This is a genomic window from Kribbella sp. NPDC104740 (assembly GCF_055583505.1).
In genome coordinates this window covers 791,935-804,324 of sequence record NZ_JBVJNV010000002.1, presented here as the reverse complement: position 1 = coordinate 804,324, position 12,390 = coordinate 791,935, and the positions used below count along the sequence as shown (strand labels likewise).

General features: G+C 69.3%; 9 protein-coding genes. 6 read left to right on the top strand and 3 right to left on the bottom strand.

Features of this window, described 5'->3' with window-relative positions; genetic code table 11:
* The first annotated feature begins 24 nt into the window (after positions 1–24).
* Positions 25–729 (top strand): NUDIX hydrolase, encoded by a 705-nt coding sequence (locus ACZ6Z4_RS13350; protein WP_465562378.1) that lies wholly within the window; start codon positions 25–27, stop codon positions 727–729.
* A gap of 2 nt (positions 730–731) precedes the next feature.
* Here the strand turns inward: ACZ6Z4_RS13350 and ACZ6Z4_RS13345 are convergent, their stop codons facing one another.
* From ACZ6Z4_RS13345 to ACZ6Z4_RS13335, 3 genes are read right to left on the bottom strand one after another with little or no spacing between them, the layout of a single operon-like run.
* Positions 732–2,726, bottom strand: coding sequence for a glycoside hydrolase family 36 protein (locus ACZ6Z4_RS13345; protein ID WP_465562376.1), 1,995 nt, complete (start codon positions 2,724–2,726; stop codon positions 732–734).
* Between the two features lies 1 nt (position 2,727).
* Positions 2,728–3,465: a FadR/GntR family transcriptional regulator gene (locus ACZ6Z4_RS13340; RefSeq protein WP_465562374.1), complete on the bottom strand. Its 738-nt coding sequence runs from the start codon at positions 3,463–3,465 to the stop codon at positions 2,728–2,730.
* Complete coding sequence (locus ACZ6Z4_RS13335; RefSeq protein WP_465562372.1) at positions 3,462–4,781, bottom strand: L-fuconate dehydratase; 1,320 nt, start codon at positions 4,779–4,781, stop codon at positions 3,462–3,464. Before ACZ6Z4_RS13335 ends, ACZ6Z4_RS13340 begins: the two co-directional genes overlap by 4 nt.
* A 138-nt stretch (positions 4,782–4,919) precedes the next feature.
* On the opposite strand from ACZ6Z4_RS13335, the gene ACZ6Z4_RS13330 reads away from it, so the two are divergent.
* Genes ACZ6Z4_RS13330 through ACZ6Z4_RS13310 form a run of 5 tightly spaced genes read left to right on the top strand, consistent with a single transcriptional unit; the run spans position 4,920 to position 12,382 of the window.
* On the top strand, positions 4,920–7,289 hold the full coding sequence (locus ACZ6Z4_RS13330; protein WP_465562370.1) for a glycoside hydrolase family 95 protein: 2,370 nt from the start codon (positions 4,920–4,922) through the stop codon (positions 7,287–7,289).
* The gene (locus ACZ6Z4_RS13325; RefSeq protein ID WP_363669242.1) at positions 7,289–8,281 is read left to right on the top strand and encodes an ABC transporter permease; all 993 of its coding nucleotides are present in this window, start codon (positions 7,289–7,291) and stop codon (positions 8,279–8,281) included. The genes ACZ6Z4_RS13330 and ACZ6Z4_RS13325 overlap by 1 nt, the downstream gene beginning before the upstream one ends.
* On the top strand, positions 8,278–9,204 hold the full coding sequence (locus ACZ6Z4_RS13320; protein WP_363669244.1) for a carbohydrate ABC transporter permease: 927 nt from the start codon (positions 8,278–8,280) through the stop codon (positions 9,202–9,204). The genes ACZ6Z4_RS13325 and ACZ6Z4_RS13320 overlap by 4 nt, the downstream gene beginning before the upstream one ends.
* A 33-nt stretch (positions 9,205–9,237) precedes the next feature.
* Positions 9,238–10,926, top strand: coding sequence for a type 2 periplasmic-binding domain-containing protein (locus ACZ6Z4_RS13315; RefSeq protein ID WP_465562366.1), 1,689 nt, complete (start codon positions 9,238–9,240; stop codon positions 10,924–10,926).
* A gap of 28 nt (positions 10,927–10,954) precedes the next feature.
* Positions 10,955–12,382 (top strand): alpha-L-fucosidase, encoded by a 1,428-nt coding sequence (locus tag ACZ6Z4_RS13310; RefSeq protein WP_465562364.1) that lies wholly within the window; start codon positions 10,955–10,957, stop codon positions 12,380–12,382.
* Positions 12,383–12,390 lie beyond the last annotated feature (8 nt).

Here is a 12,390-nt window from a genome sequence, read left to right as displayed (position 1 = left end):
TAGCTGCACGCTACCATCGGCGGCGTGCCCGCAGCCAAGAAAGGTGATCCGGTCAACATCCCCAGCTACCCGCACGAGGTGCTGTCGGTGGTCCTGTCGGTCCGGGACAGCCGGTTGTGCGTCCTGCTGTGGAAGCGCGCCCTGAACCCGTACGCCGGCCGCTGGGCGCTGCCCGGCGGTGGGGTCGAGGCCACCCAGCGGCTGCGGGACGCGATCACCGCGCACCTGGCGACCAAGGTCGACATCCGCGACGTCGCACACCTCGAACAACTGGCCACCCACAGCGCGATCGACCGCGATCCGCGGGCCCGGGTCCTGGCGACGGCCTACCTCGGCCTGGTCCCGTCCGACGTGCAGCCGGTGCTTCCGTCCGACACGGTCTGGCACCCGGTCGACGACCTGCCGCGGACCGCGTTCGACCACCACTACTTCATCGAGGCCGCGGTCGGCCGGCTGCGCGCCAAGCTGTCCTACACCAACATCGGCTTCGCGCTGGCCCCCTTGGAGTTCACGATCGCCGAACTACGCGACCTGTTCGGGGCCGCCCTGGGCTACGAGCTCGGCGCCACCAACCTGACCCGGGTCCTGACCCGGCGCCACGTCATCGACCCGACCGAACGCCGGGCCTCACCCGGCCAGAGCGGCGGCCGGCCTGCGACCGTCTACAGATTCGTCGCGCGCGAGCTGACCGTCACCGACCCCTTCGCGGTCCTCCGGCCGCCTCGCTGAGGTCAGGGCGTCAGCCGGAAGACTCGGGCCGAGGGTTCCGGGGTGCTGGTGGTGACGGTGAGGGAGTCGCCGGAGCTGGTGAAGGTCCAGTCGCCGGGGTCGGTGGGGAAGTGGGCGGCGACGTCGGAGTGGGCGATCGGTAGCGTCACCGTCGACGGGCCGGGGGAGCGGTGCCAGAGGGTCAGGTACGCGACGGTCGGGCTGGTGAGGGCGAGGGCGATCCACTCGGCGTCCCAGGTGGGGAGGCCGAGCGGCCAGCTGGGGACGAGGGTGTCCAGGTCCGCGAGCAGGGTGCGGTGGGCGGCGAGCGCGGAGCGGATCAGGTCGAGCTCGATGGGGGTCATCCGGTTCAGGTGACCGGAGAGGTAGAGCCTGCCGGGGATGCCGTTGACGAGGGCGAGGACGAACTCCTCGGGGGTGCTGCCGCTGATCGGGTAGGCCCAGTGGCCGGCCTGTTCGGGGAGTACGGCGGCCGGGGCGGCCGCGGTGATCGGTGCGTAGAGCAACGGGTTTTCCTGGTCCGACGTCGACTGCAGGTGCAGCCGGGACAGCATCGCGTAGTCCATCCGCATCGCGCCGGAGGCGCAGTTCTCGATCAGCAGCCCGGGATGACGAGCCTGTACGCCGTCCAGCCAGTCGAGCAGCGCGCGGTTGTGCTCCAGCAGGCCGTGACCGAGCGAGGTGCCGCCCTTGTCGGTGCCCGGGCCGGTGGTCGTGTTGTTGTCGAACTTGAAGAAGCCGACACCGAAGTCGCTGATCAGCCGGTCGACCGTGGCGTCCAGGTGCCGCCGGGCGGCGGGGCTGCGCAGATCGAGCAGGTAGCGGCCGGACTGCGTGACCCGCCTGCCGTGCCGGGTCAGGAACGCGTCGTCGGGCAGCTCGCGGGCGATCGGGGAGCGGGTGCCGATCACCTCGGGTTCGAGCCAGAGGCCGGGGGTCATCCCGTGCGAGTGGATCCGTTCGATCACCTCGCCGAGGCCCTTCGGGAAGCGGGTCGTCGACGGCTGCCAGGCGCCGACGGTGTTCCACCAGTCGCCCTCGGCGTACCAGCCGGCGTCGATGCAGAAGTAGTCCGCACCGACACTCGCCACCGCGTCGATCAGCGGCAGCAGCTTCTCGGTGGTCGGATCACCCAGCAGGGTGTTCATGTAGTCGTTGTAGATGACCGGCATCGGGTCGTCGATCGGGCGCCGCCGACGGATGGCGCGGCGTTGCCGGGTGAGCGCCGCGAACGTGCTGTCCCGGTCCTGCCCGGCGACCAGCGACACGGGCACGCTGACGAAGGAGGTGTCGGCGGTGAGCGTGACGCTCCACTGGTGCTCCTGATCCGTCGGCCCGCTGAGCAGCAGGTAGCCACCCGCACGGCTCTCGCCGATCTCGTAGTGCCACGGCCCGTTGTGCTCGATCTGCCAGCCGAGCGCCGACGACGCGGCACGATCGACCAGTACGCCGACCGGCAGCCGCTCGCCGCTGGACCACGAGTCGACGCTGGTCACCGCGTGGCGGCTGCGAGCAACATGACGATGACCTTCGCTGGCGATGCCGGCGAGCGCACCCGCGCGGAGCCGATCAACCGACCACCGGCTCTCCGCCATCCAGCTCGTCGCCGCGGAGTACAGCTCGACGTCGGCCGACTCCAGGCCGATCACCAGCGACGACACGAAGGTGAGCTCGAGGTCCCTGCTGCACGAGACCTCCGACCACGCCCGGACACCGGCACCTGCCGCGAACACACTCACGACCCGCAGACCGGACTCGGCGTCCTCCTGCACGATCCGCAACGTCGTACCGGTATCCTCGTGGTCGACGTACCGCAGTCGTTGGCCGAGCACCGTGTCGACGTGCCGGGCGGTGCTGAGCTCGTTGCCGTACCCGACGGCCGAGACCTCGACCAGCGCCTGGTGCGGTTCCGAGGCACTGGCCGCCACCCGCACCGGGCCGTCGTCGAGGGTGAACGTCAAGGTCAGCTCGGGCGTGGTCCAGTGCAGGGTCGTCATGTCACTCCGTGGTCGGTGGTCCGAGGAGGCTGTCCTCGACGGTGAACAGGTGGGTGGCCATCCGCGCGCGGGCGCGGTCCGGGTCGCGGGTGGTGAGCGCGGACAGGATCGACAGGTGCTCGCGGTGCGCGGTGTCGTCCGCGCCGGGCTGCGTGATCGATCGCCGCAGCCGGTCGCGCATCGTGCGCCCGCCGAGGGCGTCGATCAGCGCGGCCAGGACGGGGTTGCCACCGGCCTGCGCGATGATCCGGTGGAAGGCGATGTCGTTCTCGATCACCGTCTCGTGGTTCGGCTCGGCCAGCGTCAGCTCGTTCGCGTTGTGCTCCAGCAGCTCGGCCGCCGCGGCCAGCTCGTCCGGGCCGATCAGCCGGGCCGCCGACGCCGCCGCCTCGGTCTCCAGGATCCGCCGTACGGCGTGCAGGTGGTGGGTCCCGCTGCCGTCCTGCAGGTCGACCACGAACCCCATCGGGGCCAGCAGCATCGACGGGTCGAGGGTGGTGACGTAGGTCCCGTCGCCCTGCCGGGTCTCCAGCACGCCCATCATCGACAGCGCCCGGACCCCTTCCCGCAAAGGGTTCCGGGACACCCCGAGCGCGGCCGCGAGGTCCTTCTCGACCGGGAGCCGGTCGCCGGGCCGCAGCCGGCCGTCGATGATCATCTGCCGGACGCCCTGCACCACCACCTCGCTCTGCGAGACGCCGGAGGTGCGCGGCTGCTCACCGACCTTGGCCGGCGTCATGGGCGTGGATCCTGGTCCGCGAGGGACGACCAGTAGCCGCCGTCCGGGAACCGATAGGTCTCGAGTGACTGCCTGTGCATCTCGGCACTGTAACCGGGGGCGCTGGGCAGCACGTACGCACCGCTGCGCACCACGCAGGGGTCGACGAAGTGCTCGTGCAGGTGGTCGACGTACTCGGTGACCCGGCCCTCGAGGCTGCCGGAGACGGCCACGAAGTCGAAGACCGCGAGGTGCTGCACGAGTTCGCACAGCCCGACCCCACCGGCGTGCGGACAGACCGGTACGCCGAACGATGCCGCGAGCAGGTAGACCGCGAGGACCTCGTTCACGCTGCCGAGCCGGGCGGCGTCGAGCTGGCAGTAGTCGATGGCGCCGGCCTGGAACATCTGCTTGAACAGCACCCGGTTCATCCCGTGCTCGCCGGTGGCGACGCCGATCGGCGCGACCGCCTTCCGGATCGCGGCGTGGCCGAGCACGTCGTCGGGGCTGGTCGGTTCCTCGATCCACAGCGGCTCGAAGTGGGCCAGCGCGGTGACCCACTCGATCGCCTCCGGGACGTCCCAGACCTGGTTCGCGTCGATCATCAGGTGCGCGTCCGGACCGAGCACCTCCCGGGCGATCCCGCAGCGCCGTACGTCGTCGGCGAGATCGGCGCCCACCTTGAGCTTGACGTGTTTGTAGCCGCTGGCAACGGCTTCCTCGCACAGCCGGCGCAGCTTGGCGTCGGAGTAGCCGAGCCACCCGGCCGACGTGGTGTAGCACGGGTAGCCCGACGCCTCGATCTGCCGGATGCGTTCCTTGCGTCCCGGCTCCGCGGCAGTCAGCAGTTCGACAGCCTGCTCCGAGGTCAGCACGTCGCTGAGGTACCGCAGATCGGCGGCCGCGACGAGTTCTTCGGGTGACATCTCGGCCAGCAACCGCCACAGCGGTACGCCGGCCCGCCGCGCGGCCAGGTCCCAGACCGCGTTCATCACCGCGGCCAGCGCGAGGTGGACGACCCCCTTGTCCGGGCCGAGCCAGCGCAGCTGGGTGTCCGACTGCAGTTCCCGGTAGATCGCGCCCAGGTCCGAGCACAGCACGTCGACGTCCCGGCCGACCAGCGGCTCACCGCGCTGCGCCGCCGCCGTGGCGCACAGGTCGTTGCCGCGCCCGATCGTGAAGGTGAAGCCGTACCCGGTCAGCGCGGGGTCGTCGGTGTGCAGGACGACGTACGCCGCCGAGTAGTCGCCGTCCTTGTTCATCGCGTCCGAACCGTCCCGGGTCTGCGACGTCGGGAAGCGCACGTCGATCACCTCCACCGAACTGATGCGTGGCATGGGGTCCCCTCACGGTTGCGAATTGATGGCATCTTTGTCCCGCCTGGATGTCGATCAAGTATGGACCAGCCGCGGTGGGAGCGCTACGATCCCCGGAATTCATGGGATTAATGTCCAACTTCTCGGAAGGCCTCCGCTATGGGCAACCTGAAGAGTCCCGATCCCTCCGGCTGGCGACGGCTGGTCTACGACCGGCCCGCCGGCACCTGGTTGGAGGCGTTGCCGCTCGGCAACGGGCGGATCGGCGCGATGTGCTTCGGAGGGGTCGGCAGCGACCGGATTGGGCTGAACGACGAGTCCCTGTGGTCGGGCGGTCCCGAAACCGCGCGCCTGCTGTCGAGCCCGCTCGGTGCCACCGGCGCCGACGCCGTACAGGCGGTTCGCGATGCGCTGGCCGAAGGCGACGTACGGCGGGCGCACACGCTGGCCGGTGGTTTCCACTCCGGCTACTGCCAGGCCTACCTGCCGCTGGGCGATCTCCTGCTCACCACGCAGATCGACGGCCGGACGCCAGGAGCCGAGAACTACCGGCGCGAGCTGGACCTGGACGGCGCGATCGCGACGACGCAGTACGAGTTCGGGGGAGTGCAGGTCCGTCAGGAGGTGTTCGTCAGTGCGCCGGACGGCGTACTGGTTCAGCGGCTGACCGCGTCGGAGCCGGTGCTGGACGTGGTCTGCCGGCTCACGTCGCAACTGCGGTCGACCCCGTACGCCGTGAGCGACGGGCTCGGCCTGTTCGTCCAGGCCCCCGCCGACGTCGCGCCGCCGCATCGCGACGTACCGGAACCTGTCCGGTACTCCGACGGCGCCGACCGCGGGATGGAGGGCGCGATCGCGCTCCGGGTCAGGACCGACGGCGAGGTCCGCGCGAGCGAGACCGAGCTCGCGGTCGAGCGGGCGACCGAGGTCGTGGTCGTGCTGTCCACCGCGACCGGGTACGACGGTCCGTTCGCGACGCCGTCGAGGACGGGACACGAGTGCTGGTCCGCCGCCGACGAGCGAGTCGGCACGGCGTTGGACCGCGAGTACGGCGACCTGCTCGCCGACCATCAGCGAGACCATCGCGCGCTGTTCCGCCGTTCGTCGCTGGAACTCGCCGGGCGGTCGGACCTGCCGACGGATCTGCGGATCGAGCAGGCGGCCGACCGCGACGACCCCGCGCTGGCCGCGCTGGTCTTCAACTACGGGCGCTACCTGATGATCGCGAGCTCCCGGCCGGGCGGGCTCCCCACCAACCTGCAGGGCATTTGGAACGAGGTGCTCCGGCCGCCGTGGAGCTCGAACTTCACGGTGAACATCAACACCGAGATGAACTACTGGCCCGCCGAGACCACCAACCTGTCGGAGTGCCACGAACCGTTGCTCCGGTACGTCGGTGACCTGGCACAGGCCGGCCGCGAGACCGCCCGCGAGCGCTACGGGTGCGGCGGCTGGACCGCGCACCACAACGCCGACGCGTGGTGCTGGAGCTTCCCGGTCGAAGGTGATCCCCGCTGGTCGAACTGGCCGATGGCCGGCGCGTGGCTGGCTCGCCATCTGTGGGACCACTACGAGTACACCGGCGACCTGCAGTTCCTCGGCGACGCGTGGCGGGTGCTGCGCGGCGCGGCCGAGTTCTGCTTCGACTGGCTGGTCGAGCTGCCGGACGGCAGTCTCGGTACGGCGCCGTCGACGTCGCCCGAGAACGACTACCTCGCGGCCGACGGGCAGCCGGCCTCGGTCACCGTGTCGTCGACGATGGACCTCACGCTGATCGCCGACCTGTTCCTGCTGGTCGAGCAGGCCGCGGAGCTGCTGGACGTCGTCGACCCGCTGGTCGTGGAGTTGTCGACCGCCCGCAAGCGGTTGCCCGAACCACCGATCGGCGGCCGCGGACAGCTGCAGGAGTGGGCGACGGACTTCGCCGAGGAGGACCCGCACCACCGCCACATGTCGCACCTGATCGGTGTGCATCCCGGCGACGCGATCACACCGGACGGTACGCCGGAGCTCGCCGCCGCGGCGGCGCGATCGCTCGACCTGCGCGGCGACGAGGCGACCGGGTGGTCGCTGGCGTGGAAGATCTGCCTGCGGGCCCGGCTGCGCGACGGGGTGGCGGCGTACCGGCTGGTGCGGACCTATCTCCGGCCGGCCGACGACAGCGCGACCGGCCGGCCGGGCAGCGGCGCCGGCGTGTACCCGAACTTGTTCTGCGCGCACCCGCCGTTCCAGATCGACGGGAACTTCGGAACCACCGCGGGCATCGCCGAGATGCTGCTGCAGAGCCACACCGGCGAGATCGAGCTGCTGCCCGCGCTGCCGGCGGAGTGGCCGAGTGGGCGGGTGACCGGGCTGAGAGCGCGCGGAGCGGTGACGGTCGACATCGCCTGGACGCCGCACGGCGTCGAGGCCGTGCTCACCGCGGATCGCGACCATGAGCGCGTCGTCAGGTACGGCGACGAGCGCCTCCGGGTGCGGCTCAGCGCCGGCACCGGCGTACGGGTGAGTGCCGCGGGCGGGGAGGCCTGATGGCGACGCTGGCCACCGTGCGGCCACCGGCCGGCGAGCTCCCGAACCCGCCGAAGCGACGCCGGCGGCGCGAACGCCCGGGGCTGAAGGGCTTCCGGCGGAGCCTCGGGCGGCACTGGACTCTGTACCTGCTGATGGTCGTGCCGATCCTCTGGTTCGTCGTCTTCAAGTACATCCCGATGTCGAACTCGGTGCTGGCGTTCAAGAACTACAACGTGATCAAGGGCATCTGGGCCAGCCCGTGGGTCGGCTGGCAGAACTTCGACACGTTCTTCCACAACCCGGTGTTCTGGACCCTGGTGAAGAACACCTTCGTGCTGTCGGTCTACACCGTCGCGGCCAGCTTCCCGCTGGCGATCGTGCTGGCCCTGGCGCTGAACGAGCTGCGGACGGGGTTGTTCAAGAAGACCGTGCAGCTGGTCACCTACGCGCCGTACTTCATCTCCACCGTGGTCGTGGTCTCGATGACCATCCTGGTGCTGTCGCCGCGGATCGGGCTGGTGAACGAGGGACTGGGCTTCTTCGGTGTCCCGGCGATCGACTTCCTCGGCAACCCCGACTACTTCCGGCACATCTACGTCTGGTCCGACGTCTGGCAGACCACCGGGTACTCCGCGGTGATCTACCTCGCGGCGCTGGCCGGGATCGACCCGGCGCTGCACGAGGCGGCCCGGGTCGACGGCGCCGGCCGGCTGCGCCGGATCCTGCACGTGGACCTGCCCGGCATCATGCCGACCGCGGTGATCATCCTGGTGCTTGCCGTCGGCAACATCATGGCGATCGGGTTCGAGAAGGCGTTCCTGTTCCAGAACCCGCTGAACCTGAGCCAGTCCGAGATCATCGCCACCTACGTGTACAAGACCGGTCTGCTGAACGCGGACTTCAGCCTGGCGACGGCGGTCGGGTTGTTCAACTCGGTGATCAACCTGGTCCTGCTGCTGATCGTGAACGCGGTCGCCAAGCGGATCACCGGGAACGGACTGTGGTCATGAGCACCGCGACGCGCACCGAGCGCCGGGCCGCCAGGGCCCGCCGGATCCGGGAGCCGCGCAGCGACCGGCTCTTCATGTTCTGCGTGTACCTGCTGCTGATCGTGTTCCTCGCGATCGTGCTGCTGCCGCTGCTCTACATCGTGGCCAGCTCGTTCAGCAGCCCGCAGGCGGTGTCCGCGGGCCGGGTGCACTTCTGGCCGGTGGACTTCTCGCTGCGCGGCTACCACGCGGTGTTCCAGAACCCGCAGGTCGTCCAGGGGTACGTGAACTCGTTGTTCTACACGGTGGTCGGCACGATCGTCAGCGTCACGCTGACGATCGCGATCGCCTACCCGATGTCGCGGCGCACGCTGGTCGGCCGCAACGTGGTGATGAGCCTGGTCCTGTTCACGATGCTGTTCACCGGCGGCCTCGTCCCGACGTACCTGGTGGTGCAGTCGGCCGGGCTGCTGGACACCCGGTGGGCGCTGATCGTCCCGCAGGCGATCGGGGTCTGGCAGGTGATCGTCGCGCGCACCTACTTCCGGACCGCGATCCCCGAGGAGCTGGTGGAAGCCGCGCAGCTGGACGGCTGTGGCGACCTGCGCTTCCTGTGGTCGGTGGTGATCCCGCTGGCCAAGCCGATGATCGCGGTGGTCGCGCTGATGTACGCGATCCTGCAGTGGAACTCGTACTTCGACGCGCTGATCTACCTGAAGAACCCGGATCTGTACCCGCTGCAGCTGGTGCTGCGCAACATCCTGATCCTGAACACCTCCGGCGGCGGCGCGGTGGACGCGTCGCTGGCCCTGCAACGCCAGGAACTGGCCGACCTGCTCAAGTACTCGCTGATCGTGGTGGCGAGCGTGCCGGTGCTGCTGATCTACCCGTTCGTGGCCCGCTACTTCACCAAGGGAATCCTGATCGGCGCCGTGAAGGGCTGATCCTCGGCAACACCTCGACCCTGTGAGGACCTTATGTTCGCACCGTTCACGAAGAAGCGGCAGACCGCTGTGGCCGGCCTGAGTCTGCTGGCGCTGGCCCTGGCGGCCTGCTCCGGTGGCAGCGGGACCGACGACGCGCAGGGCAAGCCGCTGCCCACGATCACCGGCAACCCGCCGGTCACCCTGGACGTCTTCGCTCCGCAGAGTGCCGACGTGAACCTGGCCACCAACGACTTCACCGCGCTGCTCAAGTCGAAGTTCGGGATCAGCATCAAGTGGCAGACCACCACGTTCGACGGCGGCCCGGCGCGCGAGAAGCGGCAGATCTCGCTGGCCAGCGGTGACTACCCCGACCTGTACATGCTGATCCCGTGGGTCGACCAGTTCACCCAGGCCGACCTGCTGAAGCTGTCCAACCAGGGCGTCGTCGTCCCGCTGAACCAGCTGATCGACCAGTACGCGCCGAACATCAAGAAGGCGCTGGAGCAGTCGCCGGGCTACAAGGAGATGGCCACCGCGCCGGACGGCAAGATCTACGGGATGCCGCAGTGGGTGGACTGCTTCCACTGCTCCTACCAGGACAAGCTGTGGATGAACTCGGCCTGGCTGAAGAAGCTCGGGCTGGAGCAGCCGAAGACCACCGAGGACATGCGCAAGGTCCTGGAGGCGTTCAAGACGCAGGACCCGAACGGCAACGGCAAGGCCGACGAGATCCCGCTCAGCGCCGACGTCAAGGACGTGCTGATCCCGTACTTCATGAACGCCTTCATCTACGACCCGCAGGGGACCAGCGGCAACAACAACTCGACCCTGGTGCTCAACGGCGGCAAGGTCGACCTGCAGGCCGACAAGGACGGCTGGCGTGAGGGTCTGCGCTACCTGAACGGGCTCTACAAGGACGGCCTGATCGACCGCGGCGCCTTCACCCAGAACCCGGACGCGCTGCAGGCCCAGGGCGACCACGCCGGCACGGTGATCCTCGGTTCGGCGACCGTGCTGCACCCGGGCATCTTCGTCACCACCGGCTCGCCCGACGGCCGCGACAAGCAGTACGACGCCGTCCCGCCGCTGACCGGCCCGAGCGGCGCGAACTTCACCGGCTACAACTTCCCGAGCGTCCCCGGCGCCACCTTCGTGCTGACCAGCAAGGCGACCCCGGAGGAGCAGATCCAGGCGATCAAGATGCTCGACTTCATCTTCACCGACGAGGGCCAGATCAACGGGCAGTTCGGCTCCGAGGGCAAGGCCTGGGTGAAGGCCAAGGCCGGCGACGTCGCGCTCGACAAGACGCTGAAGCCGACCTTCCGGCAGATCCCGCTCAAGGTCGGGTCCAAGCCGCTGAACTCCGGCTGGGGCGCGATCGCGCAGTACAACAACACCGAGGTCTTCCGGAACTCCGAGGTGATCGGCACCGACCTGTACTCGCAGGCCGGCTACGAGCGGCGCCTGTTCGAGGCCACCAAGCTGTACGCCGGCAAGGAGGACAAGGCGCAGATCTACCCGTTCTGGAAGGTGTGGATCGACCCGTCGCTGGCCGGTGAGGTGGCGACGCTGCAGACCAACATCGAGAACTACGTGCAGCAGAACGCCCTGCAGTTCATCACCGGCTCGAAGAACATCGACAGCGACTGGGACAGCTACGTGAAGGGTCTGCAGGGCCTGGGGCTGAAGCGCTACCTGGAGATCCAGCAGACCGCGTTCGACAAGGTCCCGGCCAAGTAGTTCCACCCACCCGCAGAAGGAGTAGTCCGTGCCGTTCGATGCCAGCTTCGAGTCCCTGTCCGGTTTCGAGTGTCCCGACTGGTTCCGGGACGCGAAGTTCGGCATCTGGTCGCACTGGGGCGCGCAGTCCGTGCCCCGGTACGGCGACTGGTACGCGCGCAACATGTACCGCGAAGGCACCGACCAGTACCGGTACCACCTGCGGACCTACGGGCACCCGTCGGAGTTCGGTTACAAGGACCTCGTGCAGTTGTGGCGCGCGGAGCGGTTCGACCCGGCGGAGCTGATGGACCGGTTCGTGGCGGCGGGTGCCCGGTACTTCGTGGCGCAGGCCGTGCACCACGACCACTTCTTCAACTACGACTCGGCCGTCAACCGCTGGAACTCGGCGCGGGTCGGTCCCGGCAAGGACATCGTCGCGCTCTGGAAGGCCGCCGCCGACGAGCGCGGGCTGCCGTTCGGACTCACCGAGCACCTCGGCGCCACGCTCGGCTGGACGGCGGTCAACAAGGGTGCCGACCGGCTGGGTGCGTACGCCGGGGTGCCGTACGACGGCAGCGACCCGGCGTACAAGGATCTGTACCTGGACAACAGCCGGCACCTGGTGCCGGACGTCGACGTACCGGACCCCTGGTACGTCGCGGATCCGGAGTGGTACCGCTACTGGCTGGCCGCGGTGACCGAGATGATCGACAAGTTCCAGCCGGACCTGCTGTACACCGACGGGCCGCTGCCCTTCGGTGAGGCCGACTACCGGCCGGGTCTGCAGGCCGTCGCGGACCTGTACAGCACCAGCGCACGGGTGCACGGCGCCAACCGCGCCGTCTACCAGCAGAAGGACCGCCGGCCCGAGGTGAGTGCAGTCGGCGTGATGGACATCGAGCGCAGCCAGACCCAGGCGATCCACCCGGCGCCGTGGCAGACCGACACGTCGGTGGGGGACTGGTTCTACAACGTCCGCGACACGTACAAGACCGCCGGTCACGTGGTCGAGATGCTCGTCGACATCGTGGCCAAGAACGGCAACCTGCTGCTGAACGTCCCGCAGCGACCGGACGGCACGATCGACAGCGAGTGCACCCAGCTCCTCGACGACGTCGGCGCCTGGACGCGGGTCTGCGGCGAGGGGATCTACGGGACGCGCCCGTTCCGCGTCTCCGGCGAGGGACCGTCGAGCGTCGTCGTCCGCGGCTTCACCGAGGACCGGGTCAGCTGGACCAGCGCCGACTTCCGCTTCACCCGCCGCGGCGACACCCTGTACGCCTTCCAGCTGGCCTGGCCGTCCGACGGGCGCGCGGTGATCCGCAGCCTGGTCGGCCACGAGACCGTCACCGGCGTACGGCTGCTCGGGCACGGGCCGGTGCGGTTCGAGCAGTCGTACGGCGTACTGACGGTGCTGCTGCCGGAGGCCGCTCCACTGGAGGTCGCGAACTGCTTGGCGATCGACCTGGGATGAACCGGCGC